Origin of the sequence: Clostridium sp. FS41 (assembly GCF_000954015.1) — a bacterium.
In the GTDB taxonomy this organism is placed as follows: Bacteria; Bacillota; Clostridia; order Lachnospirales; family Lachnospiraceae; genus Enterocloster; species Enterocloster citroniae.
The window spans coordinates 45,950-66,494 of record NZ_JYHN01000071.1 but is presented as its reverse complement, the minus strand read 5'-3'; the positions used below and the strand labels follow the sequence as shown (position 1 = coordinate 66,494).

General features: G+C 45.4%; 10 protein-coding genes and 1 pseudogene. 2 read left to right on the top strand and 9 right to left on the bottom strand.

Annotation, left to right across the window (positions count from 1 at the left end; genetic code table 11):
- Positions 1-273: 273 nt before the first annotated feature.
- The 6 genes from CLFS41_RS24400 to CLFS41_RS24375 all read right to left on the bottom strand — a co-directional run bounded on the left by CLFS41_RS24400 (position 274) and on the right by CLFS41_RS24375 (position 16,926).
- The gene (locus CLFS41_RS24400) at positions 274-813 is read right to left on the bottom strand and encodes a hypothetical protein (RefSeq protein ID WP_048930684.1); all 540 of its coding nucleotides are present in this window, start codon (positions 811-813) and stop codon (positions 274-276) included.
- Between the two features lie 117 nt (positions 814-930).
- Positions 931-5,433 carry an InlB B-repeat-containing protein gene (locus CLFS41_RS24395; RefSeq protein ID WP_045093778.1) on the bottom strand — a complete coding sequence of 1,501 codons (4,503 nt, stop codon included), beginning with the start codon at positions 5,431-5,433 and terminating at the stop codon, positions 931-933.
- Between the two features lie 11 nt (positions 5,434-5,444).
- Positions 5,445-11,747, bottom strand: a complete 6,303-nt coding sequence (locus CLFS41_RS24390; RefSeq protein ID WP_045093777.1) for a hypothetical protein — start codon at positions 11,745-11,747, stop codon at positions 5,445-5,447.
- A gap of 35 nt (positions 11,748-11,782) precedes the next feature.
- Positions 11,783-13,435 (bottom strand): cell surface protein, encoded by a 1,653-nt coding sequence (locus tag CLFS41_RS24385; protein WP_045093776.1) that lies wholly within the window; start codon positions 13,433-13,435, stop codon positions 11,783-11,785.
- A gap of 544 nt (positions 13,436-13,979) precedes the next feature.
- A complete protein-coding gene (locus CLFS41_RS24380) occupies positions 13,980-14,870 on the bottom strand; it encodes a tyrosine-type recombinase/integrase (RefSeq protein ID WP_045093775.1) in 891 nt (296 codons plus the stop codon).
- Positions 14,871-15,168: 298 nt separating this feature from the next.
- Positions 15,169-16,926, bottom strand: a complete 1,758-nt coding sequence (locus CLFS41_RS24375) for a S8 family peptidase (protein WP_045093774.1) — start codon at positions 16,924-16,926, stop codon at positions 15,169-15,171.
- 494 nt (positions 16,927-17,420) lie between these two features.
- On the opposite strand from CLFS41_RS24375, the gene CLFS41_RS24370 reads away from it, so the two are divergent.
- Both CLFS41_RS24370 and CLFS41_RS24365 read left to right on the top strand, forming a co-directional pair.
- Entirely contained in the window at positions 17,421-18,608 is a 1,188-nt protein-coding gene (locus CLFS41_RS24370) for a M20 family metallopeptidase (protein WP_045093773.1), read from the top strand.
- Between the two features lie 45 nt (positions 18,609-18,653).
- On the top strand, positions 18,654-19,010 hold the full coding sequence (locus CLFS41_RS24365) for a hypothetical protein (protein ID WP_045093772.1): 357 nt from the start codon (positions 18,654-18,656) through the stop codon (positions 19,008-19,010).
- A gap of 298 nt (positions 19,011-19,308) precedes the next feature.
- On the opposite strand, the gene CLFS41_RS24360 is transcribed toward CLFS41_RS24365, so the two are convergent.
- The 3 genes and pseudogenes from CLFS41_RS24360 to CLFS41_RS24355 form a co-directional block, all read right to left on the bottom strand.
- Positions 19,309-19,902 carry a nitroreductase gene (locus CLFS41_RS24360; RefSeq protein WP_007871372.1) on the bottom strand — a complete coding sequence of 198 codons (594 nt, stop codon included), beginning with the start codon at positions 19,900-19,902 and terminating at the stop codon, positions 19,309-19,311.
- 50 nt (positions 19,903-19,952) lie between these two features.
- Positions 19,953-20,096, bottom strand: a pseudogene (locus CLFS41_RS30860) (glyoxalase); the annotation flags it as partial.
- A gap of 86 nt (positions 20,097-20,182) precedes the next feature.
- Positions 20,183-20,398 (bottom strand): hypothetical protein, encoded by a 216-nt coding sequence (locus tag CLFS41_RS24355; RefSeq protein ID WP_007871375.1) that lies wholly within the window; start codon positions 20,396-20,398, stop codon positions 20,183-20,185.
- Between the last annotated feature and the right edge of the window lie 147 nt (positions 20,399-20,545).

The window sequence follows — 20,545 nt, the reverse complement described above, 5'->3', positions numbered from 1 at the left end:
CTTGCACAAAGGCATGTGGAATTTAGTCTCGCACACTATTTTCAGATGCCCCGTTGGCATGCAAAAAACATCAAAACTGGGTGCTTATAGATTCATTATAAGGCAAATATATGAATTTGTTAAGGTGCAAAGTGGAAGTTAATTCCGCAAATTTACTGGAATAGTCCACAACTGGAATTTAGTTTTTCATTTAAGTTGATATTTCAAGCAACTTCAAGTTAAAGCTAATCTTTGCCTGCCAGCAATATGAAAATAGTCCTTCGCTGGAATAGATCACCGCTTTTCATTTTCGGAGATTCTCCCGCGTTTTTTGTTTCCGGTCTGTACACCTCGTGTACACTCATACTCACGCAGCATTCTCATCAACTCCAGTGCACTACGAAATGAAATATAGTTTCCTTTGCTGCATTTACCTTTTATACGCCCCTGCATACTGGAGAACTGCCGTTGATGAATTTCAATTACCAATGTTTCATATGCGCTTGTACCTAAGGCCATAAATCGATTCATATTTTGAATCTTTGTACAATATTTCAGAGGAGTATGCTCTCTGTCCAGTTCCCGCTTCACATATGCTTCTTTCATGTAGGCGTTCAAAAATCTTGGCTCTGTTGTTGCCATTGGCCGATGCAATCTCGCACATAATATATCAATCTTCAGTACCAAGTCCAGTATGCCGGTAAATTCTACTGGTTCCTTTAAATAAAAATTTATAATATTCCCACTTAGTTCTCCCTGCTTGTTTTTAATGCAAATAAGAAACACACTCATACGATCCGTGTTTGCCAGTGCAACGAACTCGCTTTCTTCCATATATGTCACCTTATCTCTCATATTTCCTTCATTGATAATGGCTTTATCCGCCTTGCCGCATATTATAACTCTGCCCCATAATGCCATTAGGCACTATAGGGCAGAATCAAACCCCACTTAAGGTGTTTCCCGAATCCAAGCTCCGTTTTCATCGACTTGGTATCCATCTGGTGTCATTTCATTTATATACAGGGACCCCAATGGGCGGCCATTCCGGTTCGTATATTCCCATCGCTTCGATACCCCGTTAAACGTCCAAGTCTTCTGCTGGTTATCAGCTGTTAGATAATACCATATTCCATCAATCTTCTGCCATCCCAGCAACATAACTCCGGTGAATGGGCTCAGGTAATACCATCTGCCATCGGTATCATCATAGTGCCATCCCTTTGTCATTCGACCGAACCAGCCATCGTGTACATCTGACAGGAAATACCACTTGTCCGTACTCTGGTCCAAGAACCAGCCGCTGTCCATAACGCCCTCACTGTCAAAATGATATGTGGCAATCTGGCTGCTTCCATTATGTGTGTATCGTATATTGGCCCAGCTATCTTTGATATAGGCTCCGTTGTTTAATACAAATGCCCACTTATGGTTAATCAGGTCAAAGTTATCCCATCTGCCATCGGTTCCTTCCAAATAAGTGCGGTAACCGTTTTCTGCACTGCTATTACCCGGTCCACGTCCTCCACCAGAAGAACCTTTTGAGCCGCCGCCCGAGCTGCCTCCGCCAGGGTTATCGCCTCCGCCAGGGTTGTCGCCTCCGCCAGGATTGTCTCCTCCGCCAGGATTGTCTCCTCCGCCAGGATTGTCGCCTCCGCCAGGATTGTCTCCTCCGCCAGGATTGTCGCCTCCGCCACTGCTAATACTGTCTACCAGTGCTTTCAGTGTATCAAAGGCATTCTCCAGATCATCAACCGAAGGTCTGGGCAGGCGGTTCAGCACTTCGACAGCCTCCTCCACAGCCTCAGTAATGGCATCTCTGTCTTCTGCGCTTACAGACCCATTATTCTTCAGGGCATTGGCGATATTAATCTCCTCCTGCAGCCTTTCTTTTGCTTCCTGCCACTGGGTATCGTCTTCGGGCTCATAGACAGCATACAGTTTCAAATCTCTTGTCACTGGATCTGAAGTATCATACATCCCTCCTCCAGACTGGCGTTTCGACAGGCCTGTGAACTCATACGCTATGCCTGTAACGGAATCCGTATAGCCTTCGTGAATATCTAAATCCATATAGTCTTCCGTATCATCCAAGGACCTGCCATCCCTTACCTTAAATGTGTGAACCTGCCCCCTTCCGGTATCCATGATGGTCACTTCATACGCTTTATAATAACTAAATACCAGAGTATCACCGATATTAGCTTCAAAGGCAAAGCTTCCAGTAAAATTCTCATCCTCATTCGGGTCAGGTGTTATCAGAACTTCATCGCAGGATGTATCACTCTCATCCTCTCCAAAATTAATTTTCCATAACCTGTATTCCAGATTTTCCAAAAGACTGGTGTCTAATTTTCCAAACGCTTTAATTGCTGGAGTCAGATTTGCATCCTCCACCAGTGGTTTATTGGTTCCATCCACCTTTCGTGTAAGTCCGATCTCCAAACTCCATGGTGTCTTAACGCTCTCCCCGTCATCCACTTCCTGCCTCACAGCTTCCGAAGCAGATGCCACCGGTGCGTGTCGGTCGAACTTAACTGTATAAGCTATCCGCTGCCCGTTTGAAAGCGCTGTGCTATCCTCATCGTTATCAACCAGTTCTTCCTTTAATTCCTGAAGTGCTTCATCTGATTTGTCCAGGGCAAATATCCCGTTTTTGGGTGAATAATCCACCGTTGCATTGGAGGCAGTCGCTACAGGAGGCGTTTCATACATGGCCTGGAGGATTACATCTCCCGCTGTCATTTCCACGGTCTGATTTCTTCTGGTCAGGTATGAGATATGCAAATTACCAATCTGTACTTCCCATTGTTTAAATGACTGCCCAGAAGGATTCATATCCTCCGCAGATATCCTGATCTGGTCCCCTGCCTTTACCAGGACTTCATCTGTATGTTCTTCCACATCCAGCGCTTCCCCGTTTCTTGTCACTGATTCCACATAACCTCCGTTCACCAAACGGAAGGTATACACACGATCCTGCTGCGAAGTGCCTGTTACCATTACCTGGCTCCCGTTTATCATACGGTCTGAAGGCGCATCGCCGTTATCTGCTTGTTTGGCCACGATGATATAGGATACATTTGGTTCAAGTCCTGCAAGTTCTACTGTCCGCGGACTGCCGGACGGGCTTACCCATCCGTCTTCGTTCCCATCCTGACTGACCACATTTCCATCCATATCAAGAACCGCATACACAGTATTTTCTCCTGCCGGGCGGATAACAATCTTCTTTCGTCCCTCTGTCGTATCATCCGCTATAGAATAATTCCCTCCAATAGCCGGTACCATGACACGGGCCGGCTGACTTATTAAGGATGGGTCTACTGAATCTGTCAGTAGGTCTCCAACAACAGGAGCTGCGCTTTCCGCCATCTCATACACATAGTAGCTGTCACAGGGCGGCAGTTCTTCAAAGCAGCCGCTGCCAAGCTCTTCCCCTGTCATCACTGCCAAAAGCCGTCCATCACTGTCCGTCAGGGCATATTTACGCGCCTCATTTGCTCCGCTTATCTCAATCTTACCCATCCCGCCACTTCCGATGCTACCTGTTCCGTCCGGGATACACAGGATTCCATCATCGCCTCCCACAGGTGTAAAGCGAGCCCTGTAAGTCTGATCCGCCAGTATCGGCATATTAGAGTCCGTAACCTGATTCCCGTTTTCATCAAACCAGCCAGCAAACATATAGCTACTGTCCGGTGTGGTCTGGGGCAGGGAAATCTGAGACCACAGAGTCCCTTTCGGCACATGCATGGAATTGGTTCCTGAAATAGAGCCGTGGCTTCCGCTTTCAAATCTTATATCACACCATTGTCCCGGGTCTTCCACAAAATCCGCGTAAAGTTTGAGGTCTCCGGTCAGTTCAATATCTCCGGTCAACACGGTTCCTACTTTACCTGTACCGGAAGCATTGGCTTTATACCAACCGTTAAACATATAGTGCTGTTCAGGAGATGGCGTGATCCCTTCTGTGATTGTATCAATGGAGTGGGTGCCAAGCCGTAAGGAACGCGGGCTGCTGTCTCCTGACAAACTTCCATGTTCGCTGTTGTAATAGTTAATCCTGGCCCAATGTGCTGTATCATTCAGATCTTCATTATAGGTAACCGTAACAGTGCCGCCTGTAAAGTCTGTTTTAAAACTCAGCGTGGCTGCTGTCTGGTCCATACTGATATCGGTAAAAGTTCCATTCCATCCAATGTTAGGCGGATACGTATACCCGGCTTTTCGCTCTACATTTACCGTCACTGTTTCATTAGGAGACACCTCCCTTGTTTCCGGCTCAGCCAGCACATTGTTATGGTTGTCTATCCGGTTAATGGTTACATGGGTTACATAAGAAGGGTCAATCTCGTAAGTATATACCACGGTTACCGGCTGATTGGGCATCTTTCCGGTAAAGTTCTTTTGGGCATCAAATGTGCATCCTGCTGTCTGCGCCGAATATATCCCTCTTCCTGACAAATCATCTATATCCCCGCTGCCTGTTTTTATCTGAGCGCCGGTAAGGGTATAAGCCGTAATCTGTGCCGGTGCAGCAGAAACCTGCGACTCCGCGGAATAGAGATAGCTTTCCGGAGTACGGATCGCACGGCCACTCCCATCTGCATATTCTACACGCAGGGCAAATTTCTTTGAACTGTCAGGCTCATATCTGTATGCCACAGTCAAGTCATCATTGGGCATATTTCCGCGAACAGACCGGGTAGACTCATTAATGGTCGCGGCCTCCCCCAGCGTCCCATGGCCTGAGGCGTCATCAAAACGGCGGGTTTGGTTGTTCTTAATAAGTACAGAAGATACCTTGTATCCCGGTATATCCCGTTTGTAGGTGGCAGATACTGCTGTATTGGCCGTCACCCGGGTTGTCCAGCTTCCATCATCAAAAAACTTATATATCTGGCCGTCACCGGCTTCGGGCCATGCATTCGGGTCTTCTCCATTCATGCTGCCATTTCTGTCCTCATCCAGGTCCCGGTAATGCATGACTGTAAAATCAAACTGACTGGACGCATCACCATTCCAGCGTGCCTCATACACCGTGGCTGAATTGTAAGGAAACGCAAAGGGCAGATACAGTATCTTATTGCCATCTGCATTATACCAGCCGTCAAAGGTATATCCCGGCCAGCTCAAACCCGCGTCAAATATTGGCAGTACCGGCCTGTCACCAGAACCCAGATTTTCCACGGCAATTCCATTGAAATCACTTGCTTCAGCCAGTGGATGGCCAGCCTGTCCGGCAGCATACGTAATCCGGTCTCCATCTCTGGGAACATTTATGTAATTTGAATGTGATAAATCCGGCCCCTCCTTGGGATCAAACCGAATGACTGCCGGATCCCCGTAACTCAACGCATACGCCGGCGCCGGAGGCGCGGCCATGGTTATCACCATGGCCACGGCCAAGACACGGGTCAGATATGCCTTAATCTTATTTGTCCTTTTCATAAAACCTCCTGCTATTGTAAAGCTCCATCAGCGCCTACCTGATAACCGTCCGGTGTCTTCTCATTGCTGTACATGGAGCCAAGCGGCCTTTCCTGATTCTGCATAAACACCCATTTCCCGGTGCTGCGGTCATATGAGTATGTCTGTGCCGTATTCTGAGGTGTAAAGAAATACCATTTTCCTTCAATTTCCTTCCATCCCATTACCATCTGGCCTGTAACCAAATCCAGGAAATACCAATGCTTATCCACCTCATCATAATGCCATCCTGTCTTCATCTTTCCCAGCCAGCCGTCTTTTTTCGCATTACAGTAATACCAGTTCATATGCTCATCCCTGAACCAACCGTAATCCATAAGACCATTCGCATTAAAATGATACCAACCATTCTTATTCACATCACCATTGGCATAATCAAGCTTTGCCCATATGCTGGTCAGGCGTATACCCCCGTTAAGCACAAAGGCCCATTTATCATTGGACGCATCAACCAATTCCCAGTTCCCATTGGTTCCAACTACATAACTTTTACTGGTTTCCGCAACATAAGGCGCCGGAGTTGTGACAGGTCCGCCTGTGCTGACAGACCTAGCGCTGCCACCTCCTCCTTTCGATCCGCCTTTGCTTCCTCCCGAACCGCTTCCTGAACCGCCATGGCTTCCGCTTCCCCAGCCGTCTCCGCCGGATGTACCTCCGCTGTTTCCTCCATTCTGGATTTTGTCATAATGATCATACCGGTCTTCCAGAATCTTATCGAAAGGTTCGCAGGCTTCCTCCAAACGGTCCAGGGCATCCAAAAGTTCATCAAGAGTTGCCCGGGGGCCCGTTCTGTCGAATACATCCATAGCTTCCTCTATGGCTTCCCTTATCTTTTCCGTCTCCTTCAGCGTCAGGAAGTAATCGTCTGATTTTTCGATTGCAGCTTTGATTGCATCCTCCAGCTGTTTTCTGGCATCATTCACTTCACCGCTGTTATCATCATAAAACGCATATACATACGTCTTTCTCTTGATTTCCTTGTCCGGGTCAAATTCTTTCAGCCGGTCTTCCCGGTAACTCCAGCCAATATAATTAAATTCAATCCCCTCATTATTAATGAATGAATCGATTGGCGTCTCCACTTGGCTGTATTCAAAGGAATAGTCTCCACTATTCGGTGTCTCACCCCGGCGCACTTTAAAATAATAGCGGTATTTTGGTTCTTCTTTATTATTGATAAAATAAATCCTGTATGCCCTGGAATAGATAAGCACATATCTCATTCCGGCCTGAGCCGTAAATGTAAACAAACCGCCGGTCTCTTCCGGATTATCAGACATAGCAACCGGGTCTATGATCAGCTTCCCATCATCCGGATCCTCGGAAATAGCAAACAGCTGATAGTCCATCATGTCTACATCTTCTTTATCCAGTTGCACATATGTATTAAATGTTGCTTCTGATGGCGAAGCTACCCCTACTTTCCGCCCGTTCACATACCGTTCAATATCTACATTCAATCCCCAAGCTCCATGGTACGCTTCTTCATGGTCACTGTCATAATAAGACGAACGTTTAATTGCATTGGATTCAGTCGCCTTTGCCACATTCTTTTTATATACTACTTTATAGGTCACATCTGCATGGTTCACATCCATAAGAGTCCGGTCCGCGTCTGTGGTAAGCTCCTCCTCCAGGTTTTCAATTTCATTGGGGTCCAGAGCCATCTCATGCTTATTACCTCCCCGTACTTCATCCATCACCGTTGCATTGCTGGGTGTCGCTGCCGCACGCTCATAATAAGCTGTCATGACCACGTTGGAATCCGGCATAGTAAATGCCACATCCTGACGGCGTATGGTTTCTGTCATTCCCGGAACTGCCCCGATTGTTATCTTCCAGTACAGGAAATTCTGTCCATTTCCATCGGTTTCTTCCGCGTGAAGCACCACTTCATCGCCTTTGTGGACCTCATCATATCTGGGGATATCTAATTCTACTCCATCAACAGAGTGGATCTGGCCATTAATCGCCTCCACTACATAGTTGGGAATATCCAGTTCGCCGCCCGGATCTGTGCTGATGTGAGTCCCGTCTTCCAATTTGCTTTCCGCAGTGATGCCGGATGACCCATGAGGCCTTGCCACTACCACATATTCCTCATTGTAATCCAGTCCGGAGAAGGTCAGGCTTGCCGTTTGGCCGCCGCCGGCCGACTGCCAGCCCCCATCTCCCGTCTCAGGAGTTGTGATCACATTTCCGTCTTTATCTAAAATAGCATAATCGGAATCCGTATCCGCCGGCTTAATCACGAAAACAGTCTTCCCCTCATGTTCCTCATCGTAAAGAACCTGGTAATTGGTCTCCACTACCGGGACCAGAACCTCAGTGGCACTGCTTACGATTCCGATCACACTGTCTACGGGCCGCCCGGTCTGTACCTGTGTCGTACCTGTTGCTTCATATATTAAATACCGCGTACCAGGATACAGGTCTTCAAAATATACCCGTCCTGATATATTCCCGCGTACCACATCTATTATATTGCCTTCCATGTCCGTGATGATATACTGATATCCCTGGGTTGTCCCATAGACTGTAATCCTGCCTTTTCCCTGCGTATCAATACCTGCTGATGCATCCGGTGCTTTCACATCCGTGCCGAATATGGCCGGGTCCGGATAGAACCGTATGGTATAGGTATTTCCATTCACAAGTCTGCTGTCATCTTCCACAGGCACTCCGCCATCATACCAACCGTCTACCAGATAATTGACCTCCGGTGTATAGGCGGGCAGATTTCCCGTGATGTCGGCCCAGGTACGGTCATATTGGATATGGAGATTTACGTTTTCCCCCGCATCTATGGTTCCATGCTCTCCTGCTGCAAAGTGAATATCAACCCATTGGTCAGGATCTTCTCCAAAGTATGCAGTTACGATAGTTGTACCTGTAAACCTGCTGTCGGCTGAAAGCAGCTCCTCACTACTATCCTTGATTCCGTTTCCATTCTGGTCGATAAACCAGCCTTCAAAGCGGTAATAGGTGTCTGCAACTGCTTCAGGAACCAAATTCTTTTCCTGTATGTTATTCCATGTATAGCTACCTGCAGCACCCTCATCTGTTCCGTCATTTATCAGTACGGAAGCCCTATAAGCTCCTCCGGATAAAGTAACGACATCCGATGACATACCATCCCCTGGTCTTAAGACGCCATGTTCTCCTGCCTTGTATATCAGATTCGCCCACTTTGACGGGTCTCTGTCATAACGATAGGTGACAGCCAAACGGTCATTTGGCATAGTTCCGTTAAAATTATGGCTGCTGTCAAAGGTTCCCGCAGATGCAGGTTCCGAGCGTTCATCCTGAAACACATAACCATACATATTTTTAAATTCAGCGGTCACAGGCGTATCCGCTGTTACATTTTGGATGTCCGGTCCTGTAATGTTTCTCAGCCTTTCATCCTGCGTGCCATTATCCAAATAATGAATCTTATACTCATAGCCCTCTTCCGTGGCTTCATACAGGTACGTTATCTCAACCGGCTGGTTCGGCATGGTTCCCGTAAACCTTCCATCGCTGTCAAAACCGCCCTGGACAGAGCTTACCAGATGCCCGTCCGTATCATCTGCAGCAGTTCCCGCCGTGATGCTGCCTGACAGGTACCGGAAGCCATAAACATCCGCCGGAGCCGCCGCAATTATATCCTCTGGAAAAACCTCCTGCACATCAGGCGCATGGACAACCGTACCATTTTCTGTCATGTATTTAACCGTAAATACGGATTTCGCATTTGGATTGCTGCGGTCTACCTGATAACCATATTTCACGGCCGCATCCTGCCCCGGCATCTTCCCCGAGAAGTCACCGGTATTTCCATTAAAGTTTCCGAACGGAACGGGCCCGTGCCCATCACCGTAATTGTAGATGGCCGGATTCGTGGAGGAATCTGCCAAACTCCAGGTATAGCCATGGATGTTCTTCTTCCCCGAATGAACCTCGGCCTCCACGCTGTAGGCATCCTCGGCCGTGGTCGACTGGAATACGATGGAACCATCCGCATTGACATAGTCAACCGTATAATCAAACTTCACATTACTGTCCGGTGAGAAAATTGCATAATAAGTAACCGGGTCCTCCGGGAATTCTGATGGCAATCCGCTTATGAGATCTGGATTCACCCTGTCATTGACCGTACTCCACCCCACAAACTGGTAGCCGTAACGGCTGATATTAGGCAGCAGCGCATTGACGCTTCCTCCAACAGAACCGGTCAGAGCCTGAGGCTCCGGCGTCCCTCCATTGGCTTCAAATACAATGGAACCGCTGTTTCTGGTATATTCATATGTGATAACAACATCCTGGCCCGGCATGGTTCCCGTTACCTTGCCAAAATCTGCAACACCGGCATCTGCCTGGGCGCTCAGAGTGCCGCCTGTCCCCTGGTCAATGGTTACGCCTATAAGGCCGTATCCAGTAATGGCGGCGGGCGCGTTCACCTCAACCGCATCTCCTCCCGCATATGACAGGGGGATGCTTGCCGGCGCACCATTCACAGTTCCGCCTGTGGCAGAATCCCGATATATAAAGGACACCGTATATCCATTCCGCTTTAATACTGCATTCCGCCCATTGCCAAGGATTTCCGTTCCCGCGCTTACATACACACCGGAATTCCCCGCCTCCTGGTCTGCTTTAAAATTATCCGCAAAGGGGCAGGAGCCTGCAGCCCCCGGATAACTACTTGACGGCACAGCTATCTTTACTTCCTGACTAGGCTGGGATGATATCCCTCCCGGTGATGCCAGAGGAAGCTGCTCCGCTGTAACGCCTATCTGGGACGTGTCCAAATCGCTCATAACTGTTATATATTTATCCTGAGCCAGATATACGTTTGCCTTCTTCCCGGACGGAGTTGTGTTGTCCGATATCTGATTCCGGTTTCTGATTTCAAATGCACCTGACCCATTGTAATAAACAGCTCCCTTTCCAGCGGACACATTTCCGGAAACCGTTCCAAAATTCATGGACAGTCCCGCGCTTCCCGTTACATTTACCGCGCTTCCCTGGCCAGACTCACTGCCGCTGCAGTTAGTGATTACAGCGCCGCTGTTAATCTCCAGCTTTCCGGATGAAGCGGATATCAGGGGATCCTGACTTTCCGCATGGTTTCCGTCCAGGACAATGTCAGTAAACTTTAAAGTGGGGCCTGATACGTTAAACAGCGGACCCGTATACCCGGATGCACGCGTCAGGGTTCTAATATAATCACCATCCTCATTCATAGGATGCCCCTCATGGTCATAATCCGTACTGGCAATGGTAATATCCTTTTGGCTGTTTCCCGTCACATCAATAGCGGACGAAATCTCCGGATAATCCATTACATAAATATATCCCTTATTATTTCCGATTTTATTAAGCGCATATTCAATGGTTTTAAAAGGACTGCTATAGGTTCCTTCTGCGTTGGAAGAATCCTGACCGTACTGGTCCGATACATAATAGGAGGTATCTCTGATGGCAAATGCAACCCTCCTGTGAACCGTCTCATATGGATGAAGCTGGAACTCCCACGAATAGGCCATCCCCGAGTCAATACCACTTACCGAACTGCCTCCGCCTTCATTAAACACATTGCTTCCCCAAGCGCCATAGTTTCCAATCCATCTGGTATCAGGAGGCGTTACTCCAAGGCTGCTGTCGTTTGTGATGCAGTCAAACGTAGTCTTGACATGCTGGTTTACCATATGAAAGCCACGGTCATTTTTATATACCGTTGCATAGTCATCTTCCTGGGTGCCTCCAATCATAACATCGGTTCCGGTTCCCATTCTTATGGTCCTGCCATTTAATCCGCCCTGACCATTTTTGTCATAGACGTAGTAATCAACAAACACATACTTATTATCCGGACTCGGGGATACTGCAATCTTCACCTCTATGCCATAGGAATCCAAAGACTGTACCCCGCCGTTTGTATTGCCTCCTATCAGCTGTTTGGAATTAGTCCCGACCTGAAACCAGGTTGCATACCCTCCGTTACTGTAAGTTGTTTTAATACCAGCCTGAGCATAATTATGCTGCCCTGCCTGCAGGCCCCTAAGGTCGAAACGCCAGGAATTACCTCCCCCTCCCTGGCCAGTCACAGAACCATTCTTCCATGTATATGCAGTTGCCTCGCTGGCCCCATCTCCCAGATTTTCATTCTGCAGCTCCGTGGATGCATATGACAGAATGTTGGGCTGTCCCAAAACAATTCCTGTTATCATGCATATGGCCAGCAACATGGCGGTCAGGCGTTTATAGAATCTATGTATGCCGCTGTTCATTTGTTTCATCTCCTTTGTATATTTTTCATCTCCTTTTAAAAATTCAGCCGTTCTTCCTCCGGCAGGCTGTCAATATCAGGCTCTGTATCGGCAGCTGCAATGAGCCCTTCGGCAAAGTGGTCTTCCTTATTTCCCTTATCATAATGGTAGAATCCTGTCCCTTCCGCTCCTCTTCTCCACCTTGGCTTATCTTCATCTCCACACCAGGCCGCAAAACGGTTTCGGATGATGAGCAGCCAACCGCCATCTTTATCCTTTACAATCTTCTTTGTTCCTTCAACCACTTTTCCCCGGGCATCCACCACCTGATAATAGGTATCCGCTCCATCTTTCACTTTTACAACCCCGTATCCATATTCTTCATCCGCTTCCAGGCGGAGTCCATTGATATAGTACATGTCATCCTTTTTTTGAAGTTGGTTCCGGTTGCCGAACGCTTTTCCATTGGAGGCAAACCCAAAATGAAACACCCCATCCTCCAGTTCCACTGCGATATCCTTCCCGATCTGCATAGAGCCATCGTTAAGTTCATCCGGAGAAAACAGGTACAAATCCGACTTTTCAATACCATATATAGCTCCCTCAATAAAATCCTCTGAGCTCCAGTCATCCACTTCATACCGGGCTACAAACTCAGACTTTCCATCGAAGAGGACAAAACCTGTCTGCATCCTGCCAATCCCGTCAAAAGCATAGGAACGCCCATTGATTTTTCGGATACGGTTCCTATATACCCCGCCCCTTTCATCCGTATGCCACCAGCTGCATTCCTGGTCATAATAATCTTCCGTATCCAGATTCTCCGATGGATACATCCAAAACCAACTATCTTTCAGAAGCACGCCACCGTCATAGCCGGAATAATATCGGGCTGAAACATCGCTGCTGGGATTACTCTTATCTGCATTGCTGATACTGGCTACCTTACTCCACCAGGGAATCATGATGCCATTTTCATCAAAACCGTACTTGGCGCCATTGATGGTTTTTTGTCTCAGACGGTCTCCATTGCTTTTAACCTTCTTTGAATGGCTGTCAAAAAAAATCCACATCCTGTCATAATCCATGTAGTTTCTCCCTGCAACCTCACTGTCCAGGTCGGCCCCCCTGATTCCTTCATCAATATCTCCATAATCCAGCCATTCTCCGGTCAGGAGCCTTCCATCCTCTTTTGCATAATAAACCCCTTCAACAAATGGGGTGTCTGAATCCTCAATGGGATTGCCATCCTCGTCAAACCATCCCGACATCATCTTCCCATTTTCGTCAAATATGTAGGTATTGCCCCCTATATTTCTTTTAAAGCTGCTGTTCTTACGCCGGTAACCTTTCCCATCTGCGCCGAAATAGTACCATCCTTCTTCAAACCCATCTTTGGCAGTCTTTCCTGCATCCGCATATATCCATGTATCCTGTACCATTCTCCCTTCTTCATCCACATAGTAAACAGAATCCTTATCCCTGAACACACAATGCTTCAATATGGTTCCGTCCTCCGACAGATAATACCAGTAATCCTTTGACTTTTTCCAGGTCAGGGTTACTGTCCGGTTGTTCTGGTCATAATAGCTCCATTCTCCCCCCGACATGTTCCAGCCTTCTGCCGCTTGTGCTGTTACCAAAAACAAAATCGCGGTAAATCCTATTGACAGCATAAGAGTTGCGATTGCCGTTATTCTTCTTCTCATTCCAAATATTCCTTTCATCATTGATATCTATGATAAACCACCGGAATATCTCATCCCAGCGGGAAAACCTTAGCTTTACCAAACTTCACCCCGTTTTCCATTGTTAGCAGACGGAAATAAATCTAAGCGTTCCCTTTTTCTCATCATGCACCTCTTTTAATATGTAAACGGTCGTCCAACATATCTGTCTCTGATATCAAACTCAGTGTAGGATATGTTCCTGCCAATAACACGGTCATGACTGTAATAAAAAATCTATGATATCTTCTCGCCATGTTCCCCTCATTACGTGTATATACAACGAAATATCTCTTTTGTTGTAAAACCACTTCAGATTTTAATAGAAAGAAGGTGAAAACCTAACTGGCAGAATTTTCGAGAAACTTAAATACCACAGATTCAGGCATTGCAAATAGGCCAACCTTTAAAAAATCAGTTGGCCATTTTATTATGTCGAAAAACATATATTTATGATATTTATTAAGAATATCTGTAGACTTCTTTCTAAATATGTAGTAAAATTATTATTATTGCACGGACATCTTTACAACAAAAGAGATAATTTGTTGTAAAAATCAAACAATACTTCAAGTTTTTCTAATTGTCTCATATGGCTGCGGCCGCTCTCCATTGTATAAATCCTTGTTGTATTAATATTACTGTGCCCTAATATATCCGCAAGCCCGACCAGGTTTTTCTCCTGCTCATAATACAGCCTGGCAAAAAGATGGCGAAAATTATGTGGAAATACTTTATCCCATAATACATCAGCTCCTTCACACAGTTTTTTCATATTTCTCCATATATTGCTTCTGTCGAGGGCTTTCCCATTTTTAGTCACAAAGATCATTCCGCTATCAATATGCTTTTTCTTTGCGTAGTCCAACAGCATAGAACACAAACGAGGAGTCAGAAAAACGGTTCTTATTCTCCCTTTACATTCAACTTCTGCTCTTCCCTGTTTTGCTGCCTCTATGGTAATAAAAGGAACTTCGGAAACTCGTATTCCTGTGGCGCATATAGTCTGAAGGAGCATACCCATTCTTTCATCTCCCTTTTCGTAAGCGGATTTCACCAAACGCTTATATTCATCTTTACCTATTTCCCTGTTTTCCGGGCAAAAAACACTGCGGCTTACCTTCAAAAATTTGGTCCGGCAATCCTGCCATGCGTTATATGCAAAAAAGCCATTGACTGCTGCCAGCGCACTGTTGACCGTTACCGGAGCCATTCTCTCTCTCAGTATTCCCTTCCACATAATTACGTCCCTTTTCTCCACGCTCTTCCCATTCATATACTGCATGAACAATCTCAGATAATGCCTGTATTGCCTGATAGTCCCTCTACTCCTTTCGCATCCATAAAGCCATTCGCAATATCTGTTAACGGATTCTTCTGTAATTGTTCTTCTTAATAATCTACTTTCTTCTTTCATCAAATCCTGCTCCTTACATCAATATAGTCTTTACAAATATAATTCCCCAGTCATTGGTAGTTATCCTAAATGAAAACAGAAAAATAATGAAGATATCTTTTATAAAATAGACACGATAAACATCTAGAATAAGCAATAGACTGAACTACTGAGTAACTATAAACAAACCAAGCCCCACGATAGCAAAAAGCTTTTGCCATTGTGGGGCTTGTGCCAATCCATCTTTTATCTTTACCATGTTATTTGTTTTTTAGTATACTCTTATTATTATGAGGGCCTGCTGCTTTTGATAATTCATTCATCTTATTTCTCTTAACCGTAAAAAAGTTTCATATATATCCAGAGCCCCATATCCCCACTCCCTGTTGGGATATGATAGTGCTGGATTTCGTTTTGCTCCCCTTATTAAAAAAGCTTTGATGGCGGCTTCACTCATTGCTGTGTTATGTCCTTCTATAATGCCCCAGCTTAAAAGATTAGCGACTGCACCAGCAACATGGGCGGCAGCAACCGAGGTTCCTGTTCGGGTAGTCATGGGAATGAAGTCTTGGTTCCTGCGCCCTATCGATGGACCGCTTACATTAACCCCTGGAGCTGCCAGATCCGGTTTAATCAATCCACCTATTGTGTACCCACGGCCGGAATGAATGTAGATGCTGTTATTTAAATGATTGTAGGCGCCTACTGTGATTGGAGAGGGAGAATCTCCCGGGAGGGTTATGGTAGTATATGGACTGGGAGCCAAAAACACGGTTTCATCGGAAATCAGGTTATGGGCCGGAAGCCACATATTAAATTGCCCAGTGAGATACTGAGTATTATACACGCGTATTCTCCAAATTCCATTTGCAGGGGCATTAAAACGTATAAAAACAAGCTGTTTGCCTGCGCCTGTCTCAATCAGCTGGTAATTAACAGTAATGACTGTGGGTTCTAAGAGGAACCCAATAGAGGTTTCGTTTCTGCCTATAATAGGAATGCGGCCTATGGATTCACCACTGGGAGAGACGAATCCAACGGAATATGTATCAGCGGCGGCAGCCCATAGTTCTACTACAAATCCGCGCTGGGATTCCGCGTTCCCGACTCGAATTTCCACCTCAACGGACTCTTCCCCTATCGGTACAGAGCCCATGTAATGATGCCCCCGACCAGTTTCATTGCCTGCAGCAATTACTGTGGCCATTCCCAGATTTCGGCTGATATCTTGAAGCATCACATTAAGTGGAGATGTCCCTTCATGGCTGCCCAGATTGGAGCCGATTCCCAGTAGAATGACCAGAGGCTTTCTTTGGCTGTATGCCTCCACGCGCAGGTACTTAATGCCCATCATAATATCATTCTCCTGATAAGCATCAGCATCACTGCTAACAAGATAGAAATCACGCAGATATTGTTTGGCTGGTTTTAATTTAACGATTACAAGTTCGCATTCCGGGGCGGCTCCTGTAAAATCCTGATTAGGCAGGATTCCTCCAGCAGCAATACCCGCCAAAAAGGTTCCATGTCCGTTGGTATCGGTAGACGGCACCACGGTAAGAGGATTATCAGATTCCAGTGCCTCGTTAATCTGCTCCCGCGTATATTCTGTGCCGTAGGTTGCCCCGCTGGCATTATAGCGGTTGGGTACACCGGTAGGAAGGATACTTTTATCTTTCGGAAGGCTCTGATCCCAAATACTTATGATTCTGGTAGTTCCATCCTGATTGCGAAAAAGGGGATTGGTATAATCAATTCCTGTGTCTATAATGCCGATTATAACACCTCTCCCTTGATTGCTCAGGGCAGGTGATGCGTGGGTTGCTAAAATGCCGGAAGCGTCCATACTGGAACTATCCAACAGTGTGTACAGTCCAGGGATACTGTAATAGGTAAACTCTCTTAGTGATATGGGTTCTACGGCATCTAGCGGGGTATATATAATACTGAAATCAGTGCTTACAAAGTCCATACAGAGAGTATCTTCCGAATTACCAGGAAGTTGCTGCCGGCTTCCGTAACGGTAGATAAAGTCAGCAATGGTCTCTGAGGCTGAATTAATAGGGCAGTCCGCCATGAGGTACCTCATATAGGGTATTGATAACAGTATATGCTGAATTTCAGAAACCTTTCACTGATTGGCAGCATAAAGCAAACAAGCAATTTTTTTCACATTCACTTACTGCTCCCTGCTCAACAATTAAATACGGTCGAACGTATATATTCAGCTTAAGGATAATCCCCGCATATTTAACATACCGCCAAGAGGCAGCAAAGGGCGGGATAAGGAGTATGGCAGAAGAACTACTGTGGAACGTTCAAACAAACGCGAGAAACAGGACTGTGAATCATAAGACGGCAAGCACCGCTCTACGAAGATTGAATCCTGCTCAGACAAGTATACAACTCGTACTATTTATACATACTATTCCAGACACTTTCCTCTCTTATTTTTATGTATCATATGGTTTCTCATTATTTTTATGGTACCCTCAGTGGACAGAAACGTGCAAAGCGAACTCATTTTCATATTCTTAAAATACAATCATTATGAATCCGGAGGATATTAATATGAAACCAATTTTTGATTCTGCAAAGCAGTTGAAACCGGAACTTACATCAATCAGAAGAACTCTGCATCAATATCCGGAAATAGGTTCGCTCTTACCCAAAACCCAGTCGTTTGTTTTTAACAAATTAGAAGAGTATGGGTATTGCCCTCAGAAACTATGCAAAAGTGCTGTCGTTGCCACGATATCAGGAAAACGACCGGGCAAAACCATCCTTCTTCGAGCAGACATGGACGCTCTGCCCATTCAGGAAGCGGCTCCTGTTCCTTTTGCCTCCAAAAATGGCTCTATGCATGCATGTGGACACGATATGCACACAGCCATGCTTTTGGGAGCAGCTAAATTATTAAGACAATACCAGCAGGATCTGGTGGGAACCGTAAAACTGGTATTTCAGCCTGACGAAGAGGGATTCACAGGTGCAAAGGCGATGCTAAAAGCCGGTGTTTTGGAAAACCCCCATGTAGATGCAGGCATTGCTTTCCATATTGTTTCCGGCATTCCTTCCGGAACGGTTATGTGTGGTTCAGGCACCTGCATGGCAGGATGTACTTTATTTCAGATTCATATAAAAGGTACCGGCTGCCATGGCGCAATGCCGGAAACCGGAGTTGACCCCATCAATATTGCGGCCCATATTTATCTGTCTCTTCAGGAAATCATCGCAAGAGAAATTGCCCCCACCCAGCCTGCCGCACTTACCATTGGCAGGTTTTCTGCCGGCGAAGCTCCAAATATCATCCCTGAAGATGTGATTCTGGAGGGAACCATCCGTGCAATGGATTGCAAGATATCCAAATATATCTTTGACAGAATTGAAGAAATCTCCATTCAGACAGCTTCTCTCTTTCGCGGACAAGCTTGTGTGAAAGAAATTGCTTCCGCACCACCGCTGCAAAACGACAGTGAAATGGTCAAGGAGCTTGCCAGCTACATGAAGGAATGCTATGAGCCTTATAAAATAGTATTGTTTACACAAGGCGGTATGGGATCAGAGGATTTCGCCTCTTATACTTATGAGAGGCCATGCTGCTATATGTTAATAGGCGCCGGAACCCCAGAGGAAAATCCTCTATTCGGCAAACCGATGCATAATGACCACGTTGTATTTAATGAGGAGATTCTTTCCCTAGGCAGTGCACTTTACGCATCAAATGCCATAAACTGGCTGCGAAACCATAGCCAATAACTTTTTCTTTGTATGCTGAATATACTAATAAAAAAGGGTATTCATATGCGTACAAAACGATATACCGTTGTCATTGCGGGACTTATACCGGAAATCGTCACTCAGAACATTCTGGTTAAGATTTGGGGAAAAGCTGCCCAAAAAGTATACGCGAGTACAGGCATATATGTAAACGCATGGTTAAGCGAATCTTATTTCCTCTGTGGAGATAAACGGGGACCCGATCTGGACGGGCTGACCGCGAACTTTATAATCATATGGAATCCAGTGGAGGTTGGAAGTTATGAAGAGTTCCATGAAGCTTTTACACAGGTTGTAAACGGTGTAAGGGACATATTGGGTAATCCATATGTGTGGATTACGATAGATGACATAGAGTTCTATTATTTTGTAAAATGCTGAGAACAGAGAGCCGCCTTTGGGCGGCTTTCCTATTCTCCAAAGCACTGACTCATTAAGTTGTCTGCCGATTAAGACAGGCATCCTGTTTGTGTTGCACGTAAAATGAGCGTGTAAAGCTAGGTTTTAGAGTTGGGCCTGATTATCTGAAAATGTGGGTGGGGTAAGCAAAAGTTCCTTCACCCGCATTAAGTTTTGTGTTATTTTCATATGGTTTCTGTCCTTTTGCTTTCATATTCATTGCAGATAAATCAATTCAAATTTTCCAGTTCTGCAAACTGGAAGTTGTTATTCTGACAAATTACCTTCTCCACTCCACTACATCATCAATCTTCTTGCGTGGCCTTTCTTTAGGAAATTCATTTGGATAACCAAATGCAATAGCCGCAATAAGTTGTCCGTCACTATCCAACCACTTACACAGTTCTGGATATGCAAAATAAATATCACATATCCAAAGACTACCTATTCCCTTCTCAGTCGCGGCGAGAAGCATATTTTGTATAGCAGCACTTATAGATTGAATATTACAGATTTCATAAACACGTTCTTCTGTTGTTAATTCTTCCATAATACTTTTCCCCAGTGAATTAACAACAAAGACTATGATTGGTGCTTCTGCCATTATATCAATAGTGTATTTTGCAGAAGCTATGTGTTGTCTGCTTTGCGGTAACAATGCGCTATCGTTTTCTTCTCTCCCGATTCCTAGCCGGAAAACATTTATCATGTCTTCCTTAGCATTTCCTTGTATCACAATGAACTTCCATGGTTGTCTATTTTTAGAAGAAGGGGCTTTTATTCCACTTTGGATAATATCTATAATATCTTTTTGAGATATAGGTTTATCAATGAATTTCCGTGTGCTTCGTCTGTTATAAATTGAAGAAATCATTTTTACTTTTGTCCTTTCAAATATCGACTTGTTTATTCCTCCACCACATATTAGTTATTCGGAAGTTTTGTCACATTCTCAATAAAAGCATCCATTTTCATAGAGACTTCCTCCATCGTCAGGGCGGAATCAAGAAAACGCTTGACCACCACTTTCATATTCTCTCCAACCTCTATAAGATGCCCATCCAGATCTCTGTTGTGTTACTCACCGACAAGCCTGAAGTTGTCTTAGAGCTTTAATACGGCAACCTGTTCTTCTCCATCTTTTTCTCCGGTTTCTATAAATCCAAAAGAGACATACAGCGATTTGGCAACCGTGTTCTCTGGCTCATATGATAGCCAAACGGAAAAGCATACCCGTTGGATGTAATAGTGGCATACGCTTCAATAATGCTGATATCATTGCCAGCAACAAAAGATTTCTGACTATCTGAGACTTTTAACTTTAGAATATCCCAGACATTTTCGCCATTTATCTTTTCCAAATGAATCATTCCATTCACCTCTGAAAATCCCGATTTGTTAAATTGTTATAAGCCAAATGCGTCAGAATCGCAACCGCTTCGACTATTTCATGGGAAATTCTGGATTCAACTTTTCAACGGAAAAATGCTCAATGATGCAATGCCAATTTATATAGG